Here is a 25172-nt window from a genome sequence, read left to right as displayed (position 1 = left end):
GATTGCGGTGGCGGCCTTCGTCTGTGTCTTCATCGCGCGTCGACTCCTCGTGTGGTGTTCGTCGTTGAAGTGCTCTGACACAGGTCATTCGAAGCAGCTTCACAGCTGGATGGGTGTCAACCGTAAGTGAACGAAAATACTTGCAACCCCTCGTCGACGCGAACGTCGAGATGTCCGGTCGCGACCGCGGGTTCGTCGACGATGCGATATGCCGTGGGTGGTCCCGAGATGTCGGTGGTGACACGTCGGCCATCTTTGGTGACAGTGAGGGAGCCGGTTCCTCCGACGACGATGTAGACATCTTCGGCATGAAAGTTCAGTGAAATACCGGAATCCGAACTGACCGCGGTGGCACCCTGATAGTCCAGCGCCCACGGGCCGGCGAGGGCAAAAGTGTCGCGGGGGAGATCTGGTGGCACCGCAAACTCCGCGCTGCCCTGGTCGTAGGTGCCCAGCCCACCGTAGTTCACCACCTTGCCGACGCTGAGATATGTCTCGGGCGTGAGTCCGGATTGTGGTGTGGTGTCCTTCTTTTCACTGACTTCCGGTAGGTCCACGCTGGGGTTGGCCTGGCGGAGCAGCTCTCGGATCAGATTCTCGGTGGTGGAATAGTCGCCTTCGCCCAACTTGATGTGTCGCACCGTACCGGTCGCATCGATCAGGTACTTCGCGGGCCAGTAGCGGTTGCGGTAGTTGGTCCACGTCGAGTACGAGTTGTCCAGCGCCACCGGGTAGGTAATTCCCAGATCGTCGGCGCCGTGCATCACGTTCGATTCCACCTTCTCGAACGCGTATTCCGGGGTGTGCACGCCGATGATCTCAAAACCCTTGTCGCCGTAGGATTTGTACCAGTCCACGAGATGTGGGGCGGCCCGCTGGCAGTTGATGCAGGAGTATGCCCAGAAATCGACCAGCACCACTTTGCCGCGCAGTGCGCGCAGATCTACAGAAGTGTTGTCGGGGGTGTTGAACCACGATGTGATGCCCGTGATGTCGGGGGCGGGTCCGCAGTCCTCGAGTTCGTCGGCGCCATTGGTGCAGTTCGACAACTGCGCGTTCTGATCGTTGATCAGCCCGCCGAGGTCAAGTTGTTCGCCGCTGACCCGGTCCTGTAGCGCAGTGGTGTAGTCCGGAATCGAACGTTGCAGCACTGCAGGAAGATTGAAGACCAACGCCACGGCCAGTGCTATGGTGACCAGTCCGGCAGCAACCCGAATCCGGCGTTGGCGGGTGCGAAACGCACTCATCCGTTGTGTTATCCGCTGGCCTGCCAAAGCGAACACCAAGAGTGGAATGGCGGCACCCACGGCGAACGCGAATGTGAGTACCAGTGTTTCGGGACCGATCGAGCCGGTGGCGCCGGCGATCACGATGGCGGCCAGCACTGGACCTGCGCACGGCACGTACAGGACGCCGAGGGTGATCCCCAGCCCGAACCCGCTGCTGCGTGTCGCGATCTGCTTCTGAGGCAGTTTTGTGAACGGTTTCTCCAGTAGCTCTTCGATTTTCGGGAAAATGAGTCCCAACCCGATGGCCGCCAGTGCCATCAGCGCGAGCCATCGAAGACTGTCCTGCGGCAGACGTAGCAGCGACAGCAGGGCTGACCCCGCGAGCGTTACGAGACTGAAGCTCACGACCAAGCCGAAGACGACCAGATACGGCCGCAGCTTCTGATGCCGGGTGCGCTCGCTGTGTGCGCCGCTGAGGAAGATCACCGGCAGCACAGGCAGGATGCACGGCGAGACTCCGGTGATCAGTCCTCCGACGAATCCGATCAGCGCGAGCGTCGTCATAACTGTTAGTCGGATCCGGTCTGAGCCCGGATGGGTTGTCGCACATAGCAATTTGCGCGCCGTAGGCACGAAAGAGGCAAGGCAGCCCGGTCGGGGGGTCGGGCTGCCTTGCCGGTCTTTGGGCCGTCAGGATGCTGGCGGCATCAACACAGTATCAATCATGTAGACGGTCGCGTTGGCGGTTTGTACGCCCCCGCACACCAGTCCGGCGTCGTTGACCAACAGGTCATCGCCTTCCCCGGTGACCGACACCGGCTCGCCCTGCACGGTCGTGTGCTCGCCGACGACCTGCGCCGGGCTCGCCTGTCCCGGAACCACATGGTAGGTCAGGATCGATGTCAGCAGATCCGAATCGGTCTTGAGTTGCTCGAGTGTGGCCGCGTCGATCTTGGCGAACGCGTCGTCGGTGGGAGCGAACACGGTGAACTCGCCTCCATTGAGCGTGTCGACCAGGTTCACGTTCGGGTTGAGCTGACCTGAGAGTGCCTGAGTCAGGGTCGTGAGCATCGGGTTGTTCGATGCGGCCACGGTCACCGGATCCTGGGCCATGCCCGTCACCGATCCCGGCCCGTCGGGGACCTGTTCGGCATACGCCGCGCAGCCCGCGCCCACCAGATTGGCGGCGGGATCGGCACTGGCGCTGGAGGTGGGCGCCGCCATGGTGCTGGTCTGGCCTGTCGCGGACTCCGCTGCCGACGACGCCGCGCTGGACGCCGAGGAGACATTGCTCTCCGCCTGTTCGCCCGAACACGCCGACATGGCGAACGCCGCGGTGGCGGCGAAGCCTGCGGCGAGGATTCTGTGCTGGATCGCATACATGTTGCTGGTGACTTCCTTGTCTGCCTTGCGGTGATCACGGACGGGCCCCGTGCGGCGTCTGCATCCACGATTCGGAGCACTCCGGGACCTAGATGACCGGCGGTGGGGCTTTGTCACGGTTGCGTCAGAATTTCGGCGCTTCTGGCGCAGCGCTCGTACGCGCGTGCACAGGCGCGGCACAATGGGGCGGTGGTCACCAATCGCGTCCGGGTTCTGATCCTCGGCAGCACCGGATCCATCGGCACCCAGGCGCTCGACGTCATCGCGGCCAACCCGGACCGCTTCGAGGTCGTCGGCCTCGCGGCCTACGGCGGCAATCCCGACTTGCTGGCCCAGCAGGCGCAGCAGACCGGCGTCACCAACATCGCGGTGGCCGATCCCGCCGGCGCCCAGCGCGTCAGCGACCTGGGCGTATCGGTCCGGTACTCGGGACCCGAGGCCGCCACCCGGATCGTCGAGGACACCCCCGCCGACGTCGTGCTCAACGCTTTGGTGGGAGCGCTCGGGCTGCGGCCCACGTTGGCGGCCCTGCACAGTGGCGCCCGGCTTGCCCTGGCCAACAAGGAATCGCTGGTGGCAGGTGGTCCGCTGGTACTCGAGGCGGCCGCGCCAGGTCAGATCGTGCCCGTCGACTCCGAGCACTCGGCCCTGGCCCAGTGCCTGCGTGGCGGCGCCCCCGAGGAGGTGGCCAGCCTGGTGTTGACCGCCTCCGGCGGACCGTTCCGCGGCTGGCGCGCCGAGGACCTCGAGGCCGTCACCCCTGAGCAGGCCGGTGCTCATCCCACCTGGTCGATGGGGCCGATGAACACCCTGAACTCGGCGTCGCTGGTGAACAAGGGGCTCGAGCTCATCGAGACTCACCTGCTGTTCGGCATCCCTTACGACAAGATCGAGGTGGTGGTGCACCCGCAGTCGATCGTGCACTCCATGGTGACCTTCTGCGACGGGTCCACCCTGGCCCAGGCGTCGCCGCCGGACATGAAACTGCCGATCGCGCTGGCCCTGGGCTGGCCGGCCCGGGTGCCGGGAGCGGCCGGCGCCTGCGACTGGAGCACCGCCTCCACCTGGGAGTTCGAGCCCCTGGACAGTGCTGTGTTCCCCGCGGTGGACCTGGCCCGGCGCGCCGGAACCGCGGGCGGGTGCATGACCGCGGTCTACAACGCCGCCAATGAAGAGGCCGCTGCGGCGTTCCTGGCGGGCCGGATCTCGTTCCCGACCATCGTGGCAACGGTGGGTGACGTGTTGCACGCCGCCGATCAATGGGCAGCGCAACCGGCTACCGTGGACGATGTACTCGACGCTGAACGCTGGGCTCGACAGCGCGCTCGGACGCAGATCGATCGAGCGGTTTCACGGAAGGTCCTCACCACAAAATGATGTTCGCTCTGGGAATCGTGCTGTTCGCCCTGGCCATCCTGGTCTCGGTGGCGCTGCACGAGTGCGGCCACATGTGGGTGGCCCGCGCCACCGGCATGAAGGTGCGCCGGTACTTCGTCGGATTCGGGCCGACGCTCTGGTCGACGTGGCGGCCCAACCGCCTGGGTGAGACCGAATACGGCATCAAGGCCATCCCGCTGGGCGGCTTCTGCGACATCGCCGGGATGACCTCGGTGGAGGAACTGTCTCCCGAGGATCGCAAGTACGCGATGTTCCGGCAGAAGACCTGGAAGCGGGTCGCGGTCCTGTTCGCCGGGCCGGCGATGAACTTCATCATCGGCCTGGTGCTGATCTACGGCATCGCCGTGGTCTGGGGCCTGCCCAACCTGCACCCGCCCACCACTGCGATCGTCGGCCAAACGGCTTGTGTGGCACCGGAAATCGCCCGCGGTGAATTGGGTGAATGCGCCGGCGCCGGGCCGGCTGCCCAGGCCGGCATCCAGTCCGGTGACACCATCGTCAAGGTGGGCGACACCCCGGTCGCCAACTTCGACGAGATGGTGACCGCGGTGCGCGAGCTCAACGCGCCGACGCCGTTCACCGTGGAACGCGACGGCAGGCAGTTCACCACCGTCGTCGACGTCACCCAGACCAAGCGCATCACCACCGGCGCCGACGGCGCCGAGCAGACCATCGACGTCGGCGCCATCGGCGTCGCCGCCGCCCAGTTCGGGCCCACCCACCACAACCCGCTCTCGGCGATCCCGGCCACCTTCGCCTTCACCGGCGATCTTGCGGTCGAACTCGGCAAGGCGCTGGCGAACATCCCCACCAAGATCGGCGCTCTGGTGGACGCCATCGGCGGCGGCGAACGCGACCCCGAGACGCCCATCAGCGTGGTCGGCGCCTCCATCATCGGTGGCGACACCGTCGACGCCGGACTGTGGGTGGCGTTCTGGTTCTTCCTGGCCCAGCTGAACTTCGTGCTCGGCGCGGTGAACCTGGTGCCGCTGCTGCCGTTCGACGGCGGCCACATCGCGATTGCGGTCTACGAGAAGATCCGCAATATGCTCCGAGCGGCGCGCGGCAGGGTGGCCGCCGCCCCCGTCAACTACCTCAAGCTGATGCCCGCCACCTACGTAGTGTTGGTGGTGGTGGTCGGCTACATGCTGCTGACCGTGACTGCAGATCTGGTCAACCCGATCAGGCTGTTCCAATAGGAGAAATCTGATGACCATGATCGGCCTGGGTATGCCGGCAGCCCCGGCGCCCACGCTCTCCCCGAGGCGCAAGACGCGCCAGCTGATGGTGGGCGGTGTCGGCGTCGGCAGTGAGCATCCGATCGCCGTGCAGTCGATGTGCACCACCAAGACCCACGACATCAACTCCACGCTGCAGCAGATCGCCGAACTGACGGCCTCCGGCTGCGACATCGTGCGCGTCGCCTGCCCGCGCCAGGAAGACGCCGACGCGCTGCCCGCGATCGCCAAAAAGGCGAACATCCCGGTGATCGCCGACATCCACTTCCAGCCCAAGTACATCTTCGCCGCCATCGACGCCGGGTGCGCCGCGGTCCGGGTGAACCCCGGCAACATCAAAGAGTTCGACGGCCGGGTCAAGGAGGTCGCCAAGGCGGCCGGTGACGCGGGCATCCCGATCCGCATCGGCGTCAACGCCGGCTCGCTGGATCCGCGGCTGCTGAAGAAGTACGGCAAGGCCACCCCGGAGGCTCTGGTGGAGTCCGCGCTCTGGGAGGCCTCGCTGTTCGAAGAACACGGCTTCGGCGACATCAAGATCAGCGTCAAGCACAACGACCCGGTGATCATGGTGGCTGCCTACGAGCAGTTGGCCGCGCAGTGCGATTACCCGCTGCACCTCGGCGTCACCGAGGCCGGGCCGGCTTTCCAGGGCACCATCAAGTCGGCGGTTGCGTTCGGTGCGCTGCTGAGCAAGGGCATCGGCGACACCATCCGCGTGTCCCTGTCGGCGCCGCCGGTCGAGGAGATCAAGGTCGGCAACCAGATCCTGGAGTCGCTGAACCTGCGTCCGCGCGGGCTGGAGATCGTGTCCTGCCCGTCCTGCGGTCGCGCGCAGGTCGACGTCTACACCCTGGCCAACGAGGTCACCGCCGGTCTCGAGGGGATGAACGTGCCGCTGCGGGTGGCCGTGATGGGGTGTGTGGTGAACGGACCGGGTGAGGCCCGCGAGGCCGATCTGGGCGTTGCGTCCGGAAATGGCAAGGGCCAGATCTTCGTTCGCGGTGAAGTCATCAAGACGGTGCCGGAGGCGCAGATCGTCGAGACCCTGATCGAAGAGGCGTTGCGAATCGCCGAGGAGCGCGGTGAAGACGCAAGTGCCAGCGGACCGCCGGTGGTGACCGTAAGCTAGGAGCGGTATGCGGCTAACCGGGAGCCGCGGTCGTGAGAAAGAGTCCTGATGTCGGCTCCACCTCTGTTTCGTCTGGTCGACGAGCGGCGGGTGTCTGTGGTGCGCGACGCGGCCGCCGCACATCGGGTTTTCGACGACGATCCGGTGGGTTCGTGCATGGTGGCGGCCCGCGTCGCCGACCACGGGATCGACCCCAATGCCATCGGTGGTGAGCTGTGGACGCGCAGACGTGCCGAGGAGTCGCTGTGTTACGCCGGCGCCAACCTGATCCCGCTGCGCGGGTCGGCCCCGGATCTGCACGCCTTCGCCGACAAAGCCATGAGCACCGCGCGCCGTTGTTCGTCGCTGGTGGGCCGGGCCGAGCTGGTGCTGCCGATGTGGAAGCGGCTCGAAAGTGCCTGGGGCCCAGCGCGCGACGTGCGTGATCAACAACCATTGCTGGCGCTGGCGACACCCCCGATGTGCCCGGTGGACCCCGCGGTGCGCCGCGTGCGCATCGACGAGCTGGATTCCTATCTGGTGGCGGCCATCGACATGTTCATCGGTGAGGTGGGCATCGACCCGAGACTCGGCGACGGCGGGCGCGGCTATCGGCGTCGAGTGGCCGGGCTGATCGCTGCGGGCCGGGCCTGGGCTCGCTTCGAGCACGGTCAAGTGGTGTTCAAGGCCGAGGTCGGCTCACAGTCGCCGTCGGTGGGTCAGATCCAGGGCGTCTGGGTGCATCCCGAGCGACGTGGCCAGGGACTGGGTGCGACGGGCACGGCGGCATTGGCGGCCGCGGTGGTGGCCGGCGGCCGGGTGGCCAGCCTGTACGTCAACGACTACAACGCCGTGGCCCGGTCCGCCTATGCGCGGGTGGGGTTCACAGAGGTGGGTACGTTCGCCACCGTGCTGCTCGACTGAACCGCTTGATTTCTGCCGTAGGGCGGCGAAAAGCGCCTCAGCGCAGCCGTGGCGCAGAAAACAACGCGGGCTTCCGACGCTCTCGGTGTGCCTAACCAACAGCGTGCTGTCGCAGCTCTAACATCAGCCTCAATGGTCACAAACGGATCACTAGTAACACGCGTAACGGCAACGGTGGTCGTCGCGGGATTCGCCGTCGGACTCACCGCCTGCACACCACGGCCGGACGGACCCGCACCCGCCGCGGAGCAGTTCTTCGCCGCCCTGGCCACCGGCGACACCACCGGCGCCTCACAGTTCACCGACAAGCCCGACGAGGCCCGCGCCGCACTCAACGCGGCCTGGGGCGGGCTGCAGGCCCAACATCTCGACGCCCAGGTCACCGGCACCAAGTACACGCAAGACATCGGCAGCGTCAACTACCGCTACACCTGGCACCTGCCGAAGGGGCGCACGTGGTCCTACGACGGCCAGCTGAACATGGTCCGCGACGAAGGGCAGTGGGAAGTCCGTTGGGCCGCAACGGGTCTGCACCCGAAGCTGGGGAGAATCAAACGCTGCAACTGCGCTCGGACCCGCCGCGGCGCGCCTCGGTCAACGAGCTCGGCGGCAGTGACGTCCTGGTGCCGGGCAACCTGTACCACTACCAACTCGACGCCGCCAAGGCCGGCCGCGACCTGATGAACACCTCGCGCTTCGTCACCGACGCACTGAGGCCCTTCATTCCGACACTCGACCCGCAGCGGCTCGCCGAGGAAGCCAGCTCCACCACCGGGGCGCTGAGCCTGATCACCTTGAACAAGGCCGACAACGACCGGATAGCGCCCGCCATCGAGAAGTTGCCGGGGGTGGTGATCACTCCCCAGGCCGACCTGCTGCCCACCGATCCACGCTTCGCGCCGGCGATCGTCACCGAGGTGAAGAAGGCCGTGATCGACGAACTCGACGGCGACGCCGGCTGGCGGGTGGTCAGCATGAACCAGAACGGCGTGGACGTCGACGTCTTCAAGGAAGAACCGCCGGCACCCGCGCCGTCGATCTCCATCACCCTGGACCGCGCGGTGCAGAATGCCGCGCAAAACGCCGTCGACGGACAGGGCATGAAGGCGATGCTGGTGGTGCTCCGGCCGTCGACGGGGGAGATCCTGGCGGTGGCGCAGAACGCCGCGGCCGACGCCGACGGGCCGGTGGCCGCCACCGGGCAGTACCCGCCCGGGTCGACGTTCAAGATCATCACCGCGGGCGCGGCGATGGACCGCGCCATGGCCACACCCAACACCCTGCTCGGCTGCCCCGGCACCGCCGAGATCGGGCATCGCATCGTGCCCAACTACGGCGGCTTCGACCTGGGTGTGGTGCCGATGTCGCGGGCCTTCGCCAGCTCCTGCAACACCACGTTCGCCGAACTGGCCAGCCGGATGCCGCGCGACGGCCTGACCGTGGCCGCCGCTCAGTACGGGCTGGGCCAGGATTACGAGATCGACGGCTTGACCACGTTCACCGGCTCGGTGCCGCCGACGGTGAACCTGACCGAGCGCATCGAGGACGGCTTCGGCCAGGGCAAGGTGCTGGCCAGCCCGTTCGGTATGGCGCTGGTGGCCGCTACCGTCGCATCGGGCAAGACGCCGGTGCCACATCTGATCGTCGGCCACGAGACCAAGGTGACCGGTGAGGCCAGGCCGATCAGTCCCGAACTGCTCGACGGCCTGCGCTCGATGATGCGGCTGGTGATCACCAATGGCACCGCCAAGGATCTGGCCGACGCCGGAGTGGTCTACGGCAAGACCGGCGAGGCCGAGTTCGCCGGCGGCTCGCACTCCTGGTTCGCCGGCTACCGCGGAGACATGGCGTTTGCCTCGCTGATCGTCGGGGGCGGGAGCTCGGAGTACGCAGTGCGGATGACCAGGCAGATGCTGGACAGCTTGCCCGGTGATTACCTGACCTGACGCGGTACCTTGGGTAGCACCATGACCGTCGACGACCACACCGCTGCGATGCGCGTTTCCGACGCCGATCGCAATGGCACGCTGCGTAGGCTGCACAATGCCGTCGCGCTGGGTCTGATCGACATAGACGAGTTCGAGGAGCGTTCGGTACAGGTGTCGTCGGCACGGATGCGAGCCGAGCTCGACATCCTGGTCGACGATCTGCCCGGTCCCGGCGCCATCGTCACCTCGGCTGCCGACCGGGTGGAGCTGCGCGGTGTCATGGGCTCGCTGAAGCGCCACGGGCAGTGGACGGTACCCACCCGGCTGGCCCTGGTGCGCCGGATGGGTTCGGTGGATCTGGACCTCACCCGTGCCAAGTTCGGCGGGCCCATCGTGGTGATCGAACTGGACCTGCGGGTCGGCGGCCTGGATCTGCGGCTGCCCGACGGCGCCAGCGCCTCCATCGATGACATCGAGGTGATCATGGGCAGTGCTCGCGACCATCGCAAAGATGCTCCCGCCGAGGGCAATCCACACGTCATTCTCACCGGCAAGGTGGTGTGCGGAGGCGTCGACATCCGGGGGCCGCGCCGGGGCTGGAACCGCAAACGGCGGGCGTGACGGCTCTCTCGGCGTTCGCCCAGCTACCCTGGCGTCATGTCAGTTCGTTCCGCGCTCCGCTCCGGTGAGGTGTCGCCCACGCTGCCGGTGCCCAAGTCGATTCCCCGGCCCGAATACGCTTGGAAGCCGACCGCCAAAGAGGGCAGCGAGCCCTGGGTGCAGGCGCCCGAGGTGATCGAGAAGATGCGGGTGGCCGGACGCATCGCCGCCGACGCGCTGGCCGAAGCCGGCAAAGCGGTGGCCCCCGGAGTCACCACCGACCGGCTGGACCGCATCGCGCACGAGTACATGGTCGACCACGGCGCGTACCCGTCGACGCTGGGCTACAAGGGCTTTCCGAAGTCCTGCTGCACTTCGCTGAACGAGATCATCTGCCACGGTATCCCGGACTCGACGGTGATCGAGGACGGCGACATCGTCAACATCGACGTCACCGCCTACATCGACGGCGTGCACGGTGACACGAACGCCACCTTCCTGGCCGGCAACGTGGCCGAGGAACACCGGCTGCTGGTCGAACGCACCCACGAAGCCACCATGCGGGCCATCAAGGCGGTCAAACCCGGCCGTCAGCTCTCTGTGGTGGGCCGGGTGATCGAAGCCTACGCAAACCGATTCGGCTACAACGTCGTTCGCGATTTCACCGGCCACGGCATCGGCGAGACGTTCCACAACGGACTGGTGGTGCTGCACTACGACCAGCCGTCCGTCGACACCGTGCTGGAACCCGGCATGACGTTCACCATCGAGCCGATGATCAACCTGGGCGGCCTCGACTACGAGATCTGGGACGACGGCTGGACCGTGGCCACCAGGGACAAGCGCTGGACCGCACAGTTCGAACACACCCTGGTGGTCACCGACGACGGCGCGGACATCCTGACGCTGCCTTCGGCGTGAGTGGAGCCCAGCTGGAGCTGATGGCCGGTCGTGGCCCCGACGCCGGCCGGTAGCCTGGAGCGGTGATTCGCCGCATATGCGCGGTCTCCGCAAGCGCCCTGGTGGCGATGGCCGTCTCGGCGTGCAGTTCCGTGATCGCCGGTACCGCCACATGGCCCGGCGCCACGTTGGAAAAAGTGGTTCTGGGGCCCGCCGATTTTCCGGACGGCGTCGAGTACCACCGCATCGATTTCGAACCCGGCCAGCCCGACGGTGCGGGCGGACCTCCCGCGATGCTGTCCAAACCCCCCGGCTGCAGCGACGGCTTGACCAATGTGATCGCCGCATCAGCGCAGCGCGGCCCTGGCAGTGCCGAACAATTCAGCGCCGGCTATGACGGCGCGCGGATCGTCGTCACGGTGCTGTCCTGGCATCTGAATCTCGACGAACTGGCGCAGACGGCGGCACGCTGCGAGACCTTCCAGACCTTCTTCGACCCGTCCTCACCGGGGATCCCGATGGTCACCACCAAGCTGGACGAGGCACTTCCCGCCGCCGACGACGCGCTGGTCTACCAGCAGACCATGAACCTCAGCGGCGTCGAGAGCAGTGTGTACATGACCTTTGCCAACATCGGACCCATGGCGATGATAGGTCTGAGCCTGCCGGTGGAAAACCCTGGCATCAGCGCCAAAGCCACTCTGCCGCAGACATTTCTCGATGTCATGGCCAAACAGTCGGAGCGGATCGCCGCGGGGTGATCTGCTCAACGAATGAATTCGAACGTGCCGAAACTGCCCGGGCACGCGGCGCTGCCTGTAGCGTGGCGCAATGCCTGCGACGATGATTCCGACCGTCGAGGGCTTTCCCATTCCGGTTGACATCGCCGGTCCGGAGAAAGGTCCCGTGGTGGTGATGTTGGCCGCCGCGAAATTGGCCACGGCGGCCTACGACGGGGTCTGCGCACGGCTGCACACCGCCAATCTGCGCACGGTGGTGTTGGGCTCCGACCCGCGGCTGACACCCAAATCGGTGCTCGGCGTGCTCGACGTCATCGGGGTGCGCTGGGCCGTGCTGGTCGGCGACCGTGCCGGCGCGGAGTTGGCCTGGGAGCTCGCGGCGTCGCGGCTGGACCGGTTCACCGGGCTGGTGGTGGTGGACCGTGGGCATCCCCGGGTGCCGGACCCATCGGGCACGGTGCGTCTGGCCGACTGCCCGGCCGTCGAGATGAACACCACCGCACTGGTCAGTACGTCTCCGTCGCGGGCGGTGGTGCACGCCAGCCAGCGGTACGTCTACGGCGACTTCCGGGTGGTCGAGATGCTGGCGCGGCGCAACGCACAGGAGGCCACCGCTCAGTTGGCCGCCGAGATCGTGCTGCGCACCAGCACCTGGTGAACCGCTGACGGTCACTCTGCGGCGGTCGTGACCTTCGTCTCCGATTTGTCGGCGTCCCCCGAGTCTCCCGATTCTCCTGAGACCTTGGTGTCGTTCTCTTCGCCCGCATCGGCAGAATCCGGTGGACACGACGAGTTGTCGTCCGACGGGTCCTGACGATCGGTGTGGCTGTCTCGCACGGAAAGCCCATCCAGTGCCAGCCTTGCCGACGTGCGGCTGGACGGCCTGGTTTTGGTGGTGCTCGACACGTCATCCGACTCGTCGCTGCCGAGCGACTCGGACTCGTCGGCCGTCGATTCGGTGGTGGCGGGCTGCTCCGTCGAGTCGACGGACCTGTCGGCCGGCTGGGTCTGCTCGTACGGCGCCGCTGTGATGACGTTCTTCGCCCTGGTGGTGTTCTCTGTGTCCGGCTCCGGTTCGGTTGGAGTCGACGGCACTACACCGTCGGAGGCGGAGGTAGCGCCGACGAGGACGTTCTTGATCCCGGTCAGCAGGGCGGTCAACACATCTCCGGGGACGCGCAGGTACTCGTCCACGGTCAGCGGCGACGTCGACATGAACTGGATGTGCTCGCCCATCGTGTCCAAGGTGCGGCCGTACTCGCCGTACACGGACAACTGGGGGTTGGCGGCGATATCGGCAGGTGTCACCACGTCGGTGTAGCCGATGTTGACCAGGATCTTCAGTGCCGGTTCCAGGGCGTCGGCGACAGGGTTGCGCAGGTTGGTGCCCAACACCGTGTTGATCAGGTCGAACGGTAGCCGCAGCGGTTCCAGCAACGGCAGGCTGGAGGCACGCACGGTGAGGTAGTTGTTGATGGCCGCGGTGACTTCCGGAGAGTCGGGATCTGCGCCGGTGAGCGCATCCACGATGGCGTCGGTGCTGATCCCGAGTTGGTCGGCGAGCTGCTCGGCCAACGCTGCGGTGTCCAGACCGCGGACGATATAGCTGGGTAGCAGTCCGGCCATCAGACTGTTGGCCAGCGATACCGGGTTCAGGGTGGCCGGGAAATCACTCACCGTGTCGTACTCCCAGTTCAAGGTGAACTTCAGCGGGAGCAGCATCTTGCCGCCATCCCAATTGGACACCGCGGCCGGGACGTCGTACGTGACGGTGCTGCAACCAAGGATGGGGACGCAGACCCGGCTTTGGGTCTGGCGCATCTCGACGCTGTAGGGATCGGAGAGATCGAAACCGTCGGGCACGATCATCGACACATCGGGGGTCACGGTGTGGATCCCCAGCAGTGAGGGCAGCCCCGAGAACCGAGCTGCCAGGCCTCCGTTCGGCGTGCCGGGGTCTCGGATCAACGCCAGCACCAGAGCCAGGGTGTTCGGCAGCGCGGGATCCTGGTACATCGCGGCGGTCAGGTCCCCGGCCGCGATGTTCTTGAACGGGATGTCATCTCGGCCCGGCGCCGACTCGATCGGGGTGTAGTCACCGGGCAGGGGTGCACCCAGCACTGCATCTGCCAACGATCGGTAGGCGGCCATCGCCGCATAGGACGACGAGCCGAACGAGGCCACCAACGCCGCTCGGGCCATCACGTCGACGCGGTCGCTGATGTGCACTCCGTGGAAGGTGGAATCCAAGTCGATCACGGCGTCGGTGGAGATGCCGGTGATGGCGTTGTAGAAGTCACGGCTGTTCCACGACGACAGATAGCCCAGTCGGCCGATCTCGTCGGGCAATTCGGGCATGATCCCCAGCGTGTCGGCGAACCAGAACGGCCAGCCCGTGGCAAACGTCGAGACTGGCAGTTCGACACTGCCGTAGTCACCAACCGGGATGGTCGCGGTGCCGGCTGCCGCGGTGCCGGGCCCCGTGCTGCACAACAAGCCGGTGGCGACGGCAGTGATTGCGCCGGTCTTGGCGATGCGCCTGACCTTGTGGCTCCGCTTGCGTTTTGGACCCGCCACCCGGATCGACCTCCTTGATGTCACGGCGGCAATTCACGCCGTGATGGTGGGAGGGACGAACCGGCCCTGCTTCGTCGCTGAATTGTCGCGAGCGTAACCGTAGCATCGTCCGATCAGCGGTCAGCTACCACTCACCGAATGGTTGTCACTCCGGCGCGTGCTCGGGGGTCCACGCCTGCGGCAGCCCCGGCTGTCCCGGGAACAAGAAGTCGATGAACGCCGCTGCGGTGGGTTGGGGTTCGTGATTGGCCAGCCCCGGACGCTCATTGGCCTCGACGAACACGTACTCCTCGCCAGTGACGTCAGGCACCAGCAGATCGATACCGGTCACCGGAATGCCGATCGCCTCGGCGGCGGCGACAGCCACCCGGCACAGTTCCGGGTTCACCTCGGCGGTCACGTCGTGGATTGTGCCGCCCTGGTGCAGGTTTGCGGTGCGGCGCACCCGGAGCCGTTGTCCTTCGGGCAGCACGTCCTCGAACGACCATCCGGCCTCGGCCACGGTGGCCCTGGTGACCTCGTCGACGGGAATCACCGATTCGCCGCCGGTGGCCGCTGCGCGTCGGCGACTCTGCGCCTCGATCAACTGCTCGATGGTGTGGGTGCCGGTGCCGATGATCTCGGCAGGTTTGCGTAAGGCAGCGGCCACCACCTTGCCGTCGATGACCACCAGTCGAAGGTCGTCGCCGTTGGCGCGCTGCTCGATCAACACCTCGGGATGCTGCTCGCGGGCCCGGGCCAGGGCGTTGTCCAACTCCTCGTCGCCCGAGACGCCGACGGTGATGCCCTTGCCCTGCTCACCACGGGTGGGCTTGACCACCACGTCGCCCACTTCGGCGAAGAACTCGTGGTCGCCGGCATCGAAGGTCGCGAGCCGGCCGCGGGGCACCACCACGCCGGCCTCGCTGACGATGCGCCGGGTCAGTCGCTTGTCGTCGCAGCGGCTCATCGCTACCGCGGAGGTGTACTCCGACAACGACTCCCGCGTCACCACGCTGCGGCCACCGTGGGACAGCCGGACCTCGCCGGTCTCGGCGTCGAGTACCTCGACGTGGATACCGCGACGGGTGGCCTCGTCGGCGATGATGCGCGCGTACGGGTTCAGGTCGTCGACGGTCTCGGACACCGGTGTGAACAACGGTTCGTTGATCGCGTTCTTGCGTTTGATCGCGAGCACCGGGACCCGCTGGAAACCGAGCTTCTCGTACAGTCCGATGGCCGCACCGTTGTCGTGAGCCACCGACAGATCCATGTAGGCCCGGCCGCGCTCGGCAAAGATGGCCGCCAGTGCCCTGGTCAGCGTTTCGCCGACACCGGGCACACTGGCTGCGGGGTCGACGGCCAGGGTCCACAGACTGGAGCCCTGCTCCGGATCGGAGAACAGGCGTTCGTGATCGACGCCGGTAACCGTTCCGATCACCGTGTCGTCGTCATCGCGTACCGCGACCAGGTATTCGATGGCGTGGGCGTTTTCGTGGTTGTCCCAGATGACGTCGGTGGGTGCGGGCACCATGCCGCAGCGTACGTAGACCCGGTTCATCGCATCGGCGTCGGCGACGCTGCGCAACGGCCGCACCGTGATTGCGACCGGCGAGGCCGACGGGGCCACACTCTCGCCGGTGAAGCGCAGCCGGTAGGTGTGACTGGGGTCGATGAACAGTTCGTGCGGTGCCATCGCGACCAACACATGCGACTCGCGGGCGTAGATACAGATGTCGCGCCGGCCGGGTCCCTCGCGGCGCAATGCCTCGGCCAGCTCAGCAGGGTCGGCGTAGGTCTGCCCGAAAATCAGCCTGCCCCAACCCAGTTCCAGTTCGACGTTCTCTGCCATGGCATCGACGAGATGCTGCGGTGAAGCCTCGTGCAGGCTCATCGTGATCGCTTCGGTGGCCTCGGGATGATCAGAGTCGGACTGGCTCAAGGTCATGCTCATGCCGCCGGCCCGCTGATGCCGTGCTTCTGCAACCACAGTTCCAGCAGCGCGATCTGCCACAACTCGTTGCCGCGCAGCGGGGTGAGCTGGGAGTTGGGATCCTCCAGCAGGCGCTGTACGGACTCGGGGCGAAACAGGCCACGTTCCTTGGCCGCCGGGGTGAACAGCGCGTCGCGGACCATGTCCAGGTAGGGCCCCTCGAGATGGGTGAGTGCCGGAACCGGGAAGTAGCCTTTGGGGCGATCGATCACCTCAGACGGAATGACCTTGCGCGCAGCCTGTTTCAGCACACCCTTGCCTTCGTGGGCGGTCTTGAGCCAGGGCGGGCAGGTGGCTGCCAGCTCGACCAACTCGTGATCCAGGAACGGCACCCGGCCCTCCAGACCCCAGGCCATGGTCATGTTGTCCACCCGCTTGACCGGGTCATCGACCAGCATCACCGTGGTGTCGAGGCGCAGAGCGCGGTCCACTCCGGTCTCGGCGCCGGCGGCACCGAAGTGTTCGGTGACGAACAGGCCGCTGGGATCGCCGTCGGTGGCGAAGGCCGCAGTGATGAGGTCGTTCACGGCCGCGGTGTCCCGATCGAAGAACGCCGACCGGTAGGCGGCCACCGACCCGTCCAACGAGGCCGCGGCAGGTTCACCCATCGGTGGGTACCAGTGGTAGCCGGCGAACACCTCGTCGGCGCCCTGACCGGATTGCACCACCTTGACGTGTTTGGCGACCTCCTGGCTCAGCAGAAAGAACGCCACGCAGTCATGGCTGACCATGGGTTCACTCATGGCGCCGATGGTGTCGTCGAGGGCCGGCAGCATCCGGGCGGTGTCGATGCGGATCTGGTGGTGGTCGGTGCCGAAGCGGTCGGCGATGATGTCTGAGTACTTGAATTCGTCACCTGCCACACCGTTGACGGATTCGAAGCCGATCGAGAAGGTCTTCAGTCCGGTCTGGCCCGCTTCGGCGAGCAGACCGACGATCAGGCTGGAGTCCACCCCGCCGGACAACAGGCAGCCCACCGGCACATCGGCGACGAGGCGGCGCTTCACGGCCAGTCGCAGGGACTCCAGAACGGCGTCCTCCCAGTCGTTCTCGGTCCAGTCGGCGCGCTCGGCGGACCGGGAGAAGTCGGGGACCAGTAGGTGGTGGCGACACGGCGGCCGTCCGGTTCGATGGCCAACAGCGTGGCGGGCGGCAGCTTGCGCACCCCACGCAGAATGGTCAGCGGAGGCGGTACCACCGAGTGAAAGCTCAGGTAGTGGTTCAGTGCGACCGGGTCGATGCGGGTGTCCACCCCTCCACCGGCCAGCAGCGCGGGCAACGACGACGCGAACCGAATTCGGTTGGCATCCTCGGTGAGATACAGCGGTTTGATGCCGAGGCGGTCGCGACCCAACAGCACCCGGCCGCTGTCACGTTCGACGATCGCGAACGCGAACATGCCCTTGAGGTGGTCGACGAAGCGGTCACCCCAGTGGTGGTAGCCCTTGATCAGAACCTCGGTGTCGCTGTGCGAGAAGAAGCGGTAGCCGTGCCCGATCAGCTCGTGACGCAGCTCCTCGTAGTTGTAGATACAGCCGTTCCATGCAACCGACAGACCGAGTTCGGCGTCGACCATGGGCTGGGCGCCGGCCTCGGAGAGGTCGATGATCTTCAGGCGCCGGTGCCCGAGGGCCACCCTGCCTTGCGACCACACTCCTGCCGAGTCCGGGCCTCGCGGCACCATGACCTCGGCCATCGCGGCGACGGCACTGACATCTGGGGTTCTTCCGTCGAGGCGTACCTCGCCGGTGGCTCCACACACTCGTTCGACCCTACTCCGTATCGGCGACTCATCGGATTCAGTTGCATGCCGCACGGCAGTGCCAGGCGACTGATTCGGTATTAACCCGTCCGTCACCGCACCAAACCACCCGGAGATCCTCGTCACACAGGATCTGCCGCTGCCGGGCCCTCTCTCGCCGTCTCCTCCGTCGCCGCCTCGTCGACCCGTCAGGCCCGCGCTCCTCGGTCGGGGAACTCGAGGAGCGCGGGGGTCGGGGAACCGAGGGTCAGGAAACGCCTTCGAGGGTGTCTCCTGAACTGTCCACCTGCTTGATCGGACCGGTGAACCAGTGCTTCACCGAGACGTGCCAGTAGATGAAGAGCAGCACCAGCACTCCGCCCACCAACAGCGGGGTGTAGTTGACGAACTTCCATTCGAAGCTGGGGTCCCACGGCATGCCGCCCAGCGACGTCGGGAACATCGCGATGATGGATGTCACGACAATCTCGATGAGCGCTATGGGCGCCAGCCAGCGATGGTGGCCGCGTAGATTCCAGCTCCCGACCTCGAAGGCATCGCCCATTCGCCAGCGCAGATAGATCGGCACGGCGAAGCACAGGTAGAGCCCCACCACGCCGATGGAGACCACCGCGAAGAACGCGACCGGCACCGGCGCGCCGTTGATGTCCACCTCCACCAGTGCCGGCAGGGTGATCACGGCCGCCAGGATCGCGGTGACGATCACGGCATTGGCAGGCACCCGGGCGTGATTCACCTTCGACCACAGCTGGTGTCCGGGCACGGCGCGATCGCGGCTGAACGCGAACAGCATGCGGGAAGCGCTGGTCTGGCAGGCGGTGGTGCAGAACAGTTGGCCGGCGGTGGAGATCAGCAGCACGACGCCCACCCACGGGGTGTCCATCGCCTGGGTGAAGATGGTGACCACCGCACCGCCGCTGGCCGACACCTCGTCGGCATCCTGCACGGCGAACAGGAAGGCCAGCAACAGGATCCAGCCGCCGATGGCCGAGTAGAAGATCGACCGCCAGATGCCCTTGGCCGCCGCGTCGGCGGCGCTGTGGGTCTCTTCCGACAGGTGGGCGGACGCGTCGTAGCCGGTGATCGTGTACTGCGTCAGGATCGCCGCGATCGGCAGCACGAACAGCAGCCAGCCGATGTTCTTCTCGCCGCCGAAGATGCCGGAGTTGTTGATGGTCTGGGCGAACACGTCGGAAAAGCTGGCGTGCTGCTCAGGCACCAGGATCAGGATCAAGATGACCGCTGCGGCACCCGCGACGTGCCACCACACCGAGATGTTGTTGATCACCGCCAGTAGGTGCGACGAGAAGATGTTGATGACGGCCACCGCCGCCAGGATGACGACGAACAGGATGAACGTGCGGGTCAGGCTGTAGCCGGCCAACCAGCCTTCGCTGAAGGTGCCCAGCGTCAGGTCCAGGAATGTCGCACTGCCGTAGGCGACCGAGGCCAAGATGGCGATGAGGCCGATCAGGTTCAGCCAGCCGGTATAGAACCCGGCCTTTGGACCGCCCAGTTTGGCTGCCCACCAATAGATTCCGCCGGAGGTGGGAAACGCCGACACCAATTCCGACATGCACAGGCCGATCATCAGGATGAAGACCGACACGATGGGCCAACCCCACGCGATGGCCGCGGGTCCGCCATTGTTCCAACCCAGCCCGAAGGACGTGAAGCAACCGGCCAGGATGGAGATGATGGAGAACGAGATGGCGAAATTGGAGAAGCCGGACCAGGAGCGGGACAGCTCCTGGGTGTAGCCCAGTTTCGCGAGATGCTTCTCGTCATCGCTGAGATGTTCGTGTCCTTCGGGCACCGTGCCCTCCTTCGTGAAGATTGAGATGTGTGGACCGGACCGGCCCACGGACGCCGGAAGCGACCTCCTCACCCCGACGGAATAGCAGTGTGACCCGGGTCTCACTTGTAGTGCACAATAGAACGCTATTGGTCTGGCGTCCTACCTTTGGGCGCCACAAATCGGTAAAAGTTCGGGGTGAATGGGGCGGTGATCGTTATCCAATGGTTGACTTTGACCCCACAGAACGTGACTGCAGACAAGTCGACGAGGGAGCGCAGGTGAGTGTGAACCGAGGAAAGCTGTCGGCGCTGCAGCTCGAAGAACTGGTGGCCGCCGGCGAGATCGACACCGTGATCGTCGCGTTCACCGACATGCAGGGCCGGCTGACCGGCAAACGGGTGTCCGCGCGACTGTTCGTCGAGGACACCGCCATCCACGGCGCCGAATGCTGCAACTACCTCCTGGCCGTCGACGTCGACATGAACACCGTCGACGGTTACGCCATGTCCAGCTGGGAGGCCGGCTACGGCGACATGGTCATGACGCCGGACTTCTCGACATTGCGGCGGCTGCCCTGGCTGCCGGGGTCGGCTCTGGTGATGGCCGACCTCTCCTGGCACGGGGGAGCACCCGTGGTGGCCGCGCCGCGGAGCATTCTGCGCACCCAACTGGACCGGCTGGCCGAGCGCGGACTGGCCGCGTTCGTGGGTACCGAGCTGGAATTCATGGTGTTCGACGACAGCTATCGCGCGGCTTGGAAGTCCGGCTACCGGGGTTTGACCCCCGCGACGGACTACAACGTGGACTACGCGATGCTGGCGTCCACCCGGATGGAGCCGTTGCTGCGCGACATCCGCCTGGGCATGCAGGGCGCCGGTCTGTACTGCGAGGGTGTCAAAGGCGAATGCAACCTCGGCCAGCAGGAGATCGCCTTCCGGTATGACGAAGCGCTGGTCACCTGCGACAACCACACCATCTACAAAAACGGTGCCAAGGAGATCGCCGACCAGCATGGCAAGAGCCTGACGTTCATGGCGAAATTCGACGAGCGCGAGGGCAACAGTTGCCACATCCACATCTCGCTGAGAGGCACGGACGGGTCGGCGGTGTTCGCCGACGACGCCGACCCGCTGGGGATGTCGGCCATGTTTCGCAGCTTCATCGCAGGACAGTTGGCCACGCTGCGGGAACTCACACTTTTCTACGCGCCGAACATCAACTCCTACAAGCGATTTGTCGACGGCAGCTTCGCGCCCACCGCCATCGCGTGGGGGTTGGACAACCGCACCTGTGCGCTGCGGGTGGTCGGACACGGGCACGGCATGCGAATGGAATGCCGGGCGCCCGGTGGGGACGTCAACCAGTACCTCGCGACGGCCGCGCTGATCGCCGGCGGCCTGCATGGTATCGACGCCGGCCTGGAACTGGAAGAGCCCACCGCGGGCAACGCCTACACCGGTGGTGCGCAACGCCTTCCGACCACCCTGGCAGAGGCGGCCGAGTTGTTCGAGAATTCGGCGGTGGCCCGTGAGGCGTTCGGTGACGAGGTGGTGGCCCATTACCTCAACAACGCTCGGGTGGAGCTGAAGGCCTACAACTCGGCGGTCACCGACTGGGAGCGGGTGCGTGGTTTTGAACGTATGTAAACCCGTATTGGGTCTGACCACCTATCTCCAGCAGGCCCAAACCGGTGTTTGGGATGTCCTGGCCAGCTTCCTGCCCGCCATCTACCTCGAAGGGGTCACCCGGGCCGGCGGTATCGCGGCGCTGCTGCCGCCGCAGCCGGTGGACGACGCGGTGGCGCAGCGGGTGCTCGACGGGCTCGACGGGCTGATCATCACCGGCGGCCGCGACGTCGACCCAGCTGCCTACGGCCACGATGCCCATCCACGCACCGACCAGCCTGCGCTCGAGCGTGACGCCTGGGAATTCGCGCTGCTGCGAGGCGCTTTGGCGCGCAACATGCCGGTGCTCGGGATCTGCCGGGGCGCCCAGGTGCTCAACGTGGCCCTCGGCGGCACCCTGCACCAGCACCTCCCCGACGTGCTGGGGCACACCCGCCACCAGGCCGGCAACGCGGTGTTCACCACATCGGCGGTGCGCACCGTGCCCGGCACCAGAACCGCGGCGTTGATCGGGGAGTCCACCGACGCCCAGTGTTATCACCACCAGGCCATCAACTCGCTGGCTCCCGGTCTGATCGTCAGCGCCAAGGACAGCGCCGACGGTGTGATCGAAGCCGTGGAGGTGGACCCGGCGCACTACCCGGACGCCTGGGTGGTGGCGGTGCAATGGCACCCCGAGGAGCGGCTGGACGATCTGCGGCTGTTCGCCGGTGTGGTGACGGCAGCCAGGGAGTACTCGACAGAGAGGGTGTCATGAGCACGCTGATCAACCCGGCCACCGAGGAGGTGCTGCGCGACGTCGAACAACTCGATGCCGATGCGGTAGACGAGGCGGTGGCGCGGGCACAGGTTGCGCAGAAGGCGTGGGCGGCCGCCGCACCCGCCGAGCGGGCCGCCGGTCTGCGTGCCTTCGCTGCCGCCGTCGACGCCCACATCGGTGAGCTGGCCGCCCTGGAGGTCGCCAACGCCGGGCACCCCATCGGCGCCGCCGAGTGGGAGGCCGGCGCGGTGCGCGACGTGCTGCAGTTCTACTCGGCCAGTCCGGAGCGGCTGTCCGGCAAGCAGATTCCCGTCGCGGGCGGGCTGGACATCACCTTCAACGAACCGATCGGCGTTGTCGGGATCATCACCCCGTGGAATTTTCCGATGCCCATCGCGTCCTGGGGTTTTGCTCCCGCCCTGGCTGCCGGCAACGCGGTGTTGATCAAACCCGCCGAATGGACACCGCTGACCACCATCCGCCTCGGCGAACTCGCCGTGGAGGCCGGGTTGCCCGCCGATCTGTTCCAGGTGCTGCCCGGCAAGGGCTCGGTGATCGGTGAGCGCTTCGTGACCCACCCGGGTGTGCGCAAGCTCGTCTTCACCGGTTCCACCCAGGTGGGCACCCAGGTGATGGCCAAGGCCGCCACGCAGGTCAAGCGGGTCACCCTGGAGCTGGGTGGCAAGAGCGCCAACATCGTCTTCGACGACTGCGACCTGGAGCGCGCCGCCGCCACCGCACCCTACGGTGTGTTCGACAACGCCGGCCAGGATTGCTGTGCGCGCAGCCGGATCCTGGTGCAGCGCAGTGTGTTCGACCGATTCATGGAATTGCTCGAACCGGCGGTCAAGGGTGTGGTCGTCGGTGATCCCACCGCGCGCGAGACCGAGATGGGACCCCTGGTGTCCAAGAAGCACTGGCAGTCGGTGGCCGGCTACGTCCCCGATGACGCACCTGTCGCCTTCCGTGGAAGTGCCCCGTCCGGCCCGGGGTACTGGTTCCCGCCGACGGTGCTCACCCCGGCGCGCACCGACCGCACGGTCACCGAAGAGATCTTCGGGCCGGTGGTGACCGTGCTGCCGTTCGAGGACGAAGCCGACGCCATCGCGCTGGCCAACGACACCGAATACGGGCTGTCCGGGTCCATCTGGACCGACAACCTGTCGCGGGCGCTGCGGGTGTCCCGGGCGGTCGAGGCGGGCAATCTCAGCGTCAACTCGCACTCCTCGGTGCGCTACAACACGCCATTCGGCGGCTTCAAGCAGTCCGGGCTCGGGCGCGAGCTGGGCCCCGATGCACCGCTGCACTTCACCGAAACCAAGAACGTCTTCATCGCGATCGGAGAGAACTGATGGATCTGACCCAGCGGCTGGCGGGCAAGGTTGCCGTCATCACCGGCGGCGCCAGCGGAATCGGCCTGGCCACCGCCAAGCGGATGAAGGCCGAAGGGGCCACCATCGTCATCGGTGACATCGACCCCAAGGCCGGAAAGACCGTCGCCGACGATCTGGGTGGCACCTTCGTCGGTGTCGATGTCTCCGACCAAGCGCAGGTGGATGCTCTGTTCGACACCGCTGCCGACACCTACGGGTCGGTGGACATCGCGTTCAACAACGCCGGTATCAGTCCGCCGGAGGACGACCTGATCGAGGCCACCGGTATCGATGCCTGGGACCGCGTGCAGGACATCAACCTCAAGTCGGTGTTCTTCTGTTGCAAAGCCGCACTGCGGCACATGGTTCCGGCGCAGAAGGGGTCGATCGTCAACACCGCGTCCTTCGTCGCCGTGATGGGATCGGCCACCTCGCAGATCTCCTACACCGCTTCCAAGGGCGGCGTGCTGGCAATGTCGCGCGAACTCGGTGTGCAGTACGCGCGACAGGGCATCCGCGTCAACGCCCTGTGCCCCGGCCCGGTGAACACCCCACTGCTACAGGAACTGTTTGCCAAGGACCCTGAGCGCGCGGCCCGCCGCCTGGTGCACGTGCCGGTGGGCCGGTTCGCCGAGCCCGAGGAGCTGGCCGCAGCCGTGGCGTTCCTGGCGTCCGACGACGCCTCCTTCATCACCGCGTCCACCTTCCTGGTGGACGGCGGTATCAGCGGCCACTACGTCACCCCACTCTGAGCCACGACGCTGACAGGCCGTCATGAGCGCCGACCCGGACCCCCAGGACGCAACGGAAGCACTGTTGCGTCCTGTGCGGCCAGGGAACGCGTTCGAGGACACCGTGGCGCGGTTGTTGCAGACCATCCGCCTGGGCGTGCTGGCGCCGGGGGAGTCGCTGCCGCCGGAACGTGAACTGGCCGTCCGGCTGGGCGTCAGTCGCGACACCCTGCGGGAAGCCATCAGATCCCTGGCCGAGGCCGGCTACCTGGTGGCTCGCCGCGGCCGCTACGGCGGCACGTTCCTGGCCGACCAGATTCCCGCGCTACCCGACGAACGGCCCCGGGTGGCGCGCGAGGAGATCGACGACGCGCTGAGGCTGCGCGAGATCCTGGAATCCGGTGCTGCCCGAATGGCTGCTACCCGGACGCTGACGGCGACCGAGCGAGAAGAGCTGTGGGGGCGGCTGACCGACGTCCGTGACGCCCCGCTCGAGGACTACCGGCGACTGGACTCGCGGTTGCATCTGGCGATCGCGGCAGCGGCCGGATCACCGTCGCTGGTGCCGTTGGTGGCGGACAACCGGATGCGTATCAACGCCCTGCTGGACCAGATTCCGTTGTTGGCGCGCAACATCAGCCACTCCAACGAACAGCACGAAGCCGTCGTGATCGCTATCCTGGCCGGCGACGGTGACCGGGCCGCCGAGGCGATGCGTGCGCATGTCGCGGGCTCAGCTGCCCTGTTACACGGTTTCTTGGACTAAATTCGTCTGCGTGACCACCTCCGGAGACCAGACGCCGATGCACCGGGCATCGTCCGCGCTGACCGATGTCGACATCTCGGGGTGGACTCTGCGCTTTGATCTGTTGTCCGACCCGAACCGGTTGGAGATCCTGCTGGCGTTGCACCGAGCCCCCGGGATCTGCGTCGGTGATCTGGCGGCGGCGCTCGGACGTTCGGAGAATGCGGTGTCCCAGGCCCTGCGGATCCTGCGTCAGCAGGGTTGGGTGACCTCCACCCGGGTGGGCAGGCAGGCGAGTTACAAGCTGGAGGACCACACCGTGCACGACCTGTTGCACTGGATAGGTGCCGCGCACGGCTGACCTGCCCGACCGGACAGGTC

Annotated in this window: 19 protein-coding genes and 2 pseudogenes; 15 read left to right on the top strand and 6 right to left on the bottom strand. The window is 66.4% G+C overall.

Annotated elements, in window-relative coordinates; all coding sequences use genetic code 11:
* Positions 1–116 precede the first annotated feature (116 nt).
* Together BVC93_RS30225 and BVC93_RS30220 are read right to left on the bottom strand one after the other, a co-directional pair.
* Entirely contained in the window at positions 117–1793 is a 1677-nt protein-coding gene (locus BVC93_RS30225) for a cytochrome c biogenesis protein CcdA (RefSeq protein ID WP_083740615.1), read from the bottom strand.
* A 126-nt stretch (positions 1794–1919) separates the two neighbouring features.
* A complete protein-coding gene (locus BVC93_RS30220; protein ID WP_083740614.1) occupies positions 1920–2612 on the bottom strand; it encodes a fasciclin domain-containing protein in 693 nt (230 codons plus the stop codon).
* Between the two features lie 189 nt (positions 2613–2801).
* Here BVC93_RS30220 and dxr point away from each other — a divergent pair, with 189 nt between their 5' ends.
* From dxr to BVC93_RS30175, 9 genes and pseudogenes are all read left to right on the top strand, one after another.
* Positions 2802–3989: a 1-deoxy-D-xylulose-5-phosphate reductoisomerase gene (gene dxr / locus BVC93_RS30215; protein WP_083740613.1), complete on the top strand. Its 1188-nt coding sequence runs from the start codon at positions 2802–2804 to the stop codon at positions 3987–3989.
* On the top strand, positions 3986–5209 hold the full coding sequence (locus tag BVC93_RS30210; RefSeq protein ID WP_083740612.1) for a M50 family metallopeptidase: 1224 nt from the start codon (positions 3986–3988) through the stop codon (positions 5207–5209). The genes dxr and BVC93_RS30210 overlap by 4 nt, the downstream gene beginning before the upstream one ends.
* Before the next feature lie 10 nt (positions 5210–5219).
* Positions 5220–6377: a flavodoxin-dependent (E)-4-hydroxy-3-methylbut-2-enyl-diphosphate synthase gene (gene ispG, locus BVC93_RS30205; RefSeq protein ID WP_083740611.1), complete on the top strand. Its 1158-nt coding sequence runs from the start codon at positions 5220–5222 to the stop codon at positions 6375–6377.
* 48 nt (positions 6378–6425) lie between these two features.
* Positions 6426–7280, top strand: coding sequence for a GNAT family N-acetyltransferase (locus BVC93_RS30200; RefSeq protein WP_083740610.1), 855 nt, complete (start codon positions 6426–6428; stop codon positions 7278–7280).
* A 132-nt stretch (positions 7281–7412) separates the two neighbouring features.
* Positions 7413–9226, top strand: a pseudogene (locus tag BVC93_RS30195) (penicillin-binding transpeptidase domain-containing protein).
* A gap of 21 nt (positions 9227–9247) precedes the next feature.
* Positions 9248–9829, top strand: coding sequence for a DUF1707 SHOCT-like domain-containing protein (locus BVC93_RS30190; protein WP_083740609.1), 582 nt, complete (start codon positions 9248–9250; stop codon positions 9827–9829).
* A 36-nt stretch (positions 9830–9865) separates the two neighbouring features.
* Positions 9866–10729, top strand: a complete 864-nt coding sequence (gene map / locus BVC93_RS30185) for a type I methionyl aminopeptidase (protein ID WP_083740608.1) — start codon at positions 9866–9868, stop codon at positions 10727–10729.
* Between the two features lie 107 nt (positions 10730–10836).
* Complete coding sequence (locus tag BVC93_RS30180; protein WP_083741474.1) at positions 10837–11469, top strand: hypothetical protein; 633 nt, start codon at positions 10837–10839, stop codon at positions 11467–11469.
* Positions 11470–11539: 70 nt separating this feature from the next.
* On the top strand, positions 11540–12106 hold the full coding sequence (locus BVC93_RS30175; protein ID WP_083740607.1) for an alpha/beta hydrolase: 567 nt from the start codon (positions 11540–11542) through the stop codon (positions 12104–12106).
* A gap of 11 nt (positions 12107–12117) precedes the next feature.
* Here the strand turns inward: BVC93_RS30175 and BVC93_RS30170 are convergent, their stop codons facing one another.
* From BVC93_RS30170 to BVC93_RS30155, 4 genes and pseudogenes are all read right to left on the bottom strand, one after another.
* Positions 12118–14025 carry a PE-PPE domain-containing protein gene (locus tag BVC93_RS30170; RefSeq protein WP_083740606.1) on the bottom strand — a complete coding sequence of 636 codons (1908 nt, stop codon included), beginning with the start codon at positions 14023–14025 and terminating at the stop codon, positions 12118–12120.
* A gap of 145 nt (positions 14026–14170) precedes the next feature.
* A complete protein-coding gene (gene ngg, locus BVC93_RS30165) occupies positions 14171–15952 on the bottom strand; it encodes an N-acetylglutaminylglutamine synthetase (RefSeq protein ID WP_083740605.1) in 1782 nt (593 codons plus the stop codon).
* Positions 15953–15954: 2 nt separating this feature from the next.
* Positions 15955–17759 (bottom strand): annotated as a pseudogene (locus tag BVC93_RS30160) (N-acetylglutaminylglutamine amidotransferase).
* Between the two features lie 247 nt (positions 17760–18006).
* Positions 18007–19575, bottom strand: coding sequence for an amino acid permease (locus BVC93_RS30155; RefSeq protein WP_083741473.1), 1569 nt, complete (start codon positions 19573–19575; stop codon positions 18007–18009).
* A gap of 260 nt (positions 19576–19835) precedes the next feature.
* On the opposite strand from BVC93_RS30155, the gene BVC93_RS30150 reads away from it, so the two are divergent.
* The 6 genes from BVC93_RS30150 to BVC93_RS30125 are packed head-to-tail and all read left to right on the top strand — an operon-like array spanning position 19836 to position 25152.
* Complete coding sequence (locus BVC93_RS30150; RefSeq protein ID WP_083741472.1) at positions 19836–21203, top strand: glutamine synthetase family protein; 1368 nt, start codon at positions 19836–19838, stop codon at positions 21201–21203.
* Positions 21184–21939 (top strand): gamma-glutamyl-gamma-aminobutyrate hydrolase family protein, encoded by a 756-nt coding sequence (locus BVC93_RS30145; RefSeq protein ID WP_442928999.1) that lies wholly within the window; start codon positions 21184–21186, stop codon positions 21937–21939. The genes BVC93_RS30150 and BVC93_RS30145 overlap by 20 nt, the downstream gene beginning before the upstream one ends.
* Positions 21936–23294, top strand: a complete 1359-nt coding sequence (locus tag BVC93_RS30140) for an aldehyde dehydrogenase family protein (protein WP_083740604.1) — start codon at positions 21936–21938, stop codon at positions 23292–23294. The genes BVC93_RS30145 and BVC93_RS30140 overlap by 4 nt, the downstream gene beginning before the upstream one ends.
* Positions 23291–24067, top strand: coding sequence for a 3-oxoacyl-ACP reductase (locus BVC93_RS30135; RefSeq protein ID WP_192860441.1), 777 nt, complete (start codon positions 23291–23293; stop codon positions 24065–24067). Before BVC93_RS30140 ends, BVC93_RS30135 begins: the two co-directional genes overlap by 4 nt.
* Before the next feature lie 22 nt (positions 24068–24089).
* Complete coding sequence (locus BVC93_RS30130; protein WP_083740602.1) at positions 24090–24812, top strand: FadR/GntR family transcriptional regulator; 723 nt, start codon at positions 24090–24092, stop codon at positions 24810–24812.
* Positions 24813–24849: 37 nt separating this feature from the next.
* Entirely contained in the window at positions 24850–25152 is a 303-nt protein-coding gene (locus BVC93_RS30125) for an ArsR/SmtB family transcription factor (RefSeq protein ID WP_442929116.1), read from the top strand.
* Positions 25153–25172 lie beyond the last annotated feature (20 nt).

Origin of the sequence: Mycobacterium sp. MS1601 (genome assembly GCF_001984215.1) — a bacterium.
In the GTDB taxonomy this organism is placed as follows: Bacteria; Actinomycetota; Actinomycetes; order Mycobacteriales; family Mycobacteriaceae; genus Mycobacterium.
Note: the sequence above shows the minus strand (reverse complement) of the source record. Positions and strands in the feature narration are given on the sequence as shown.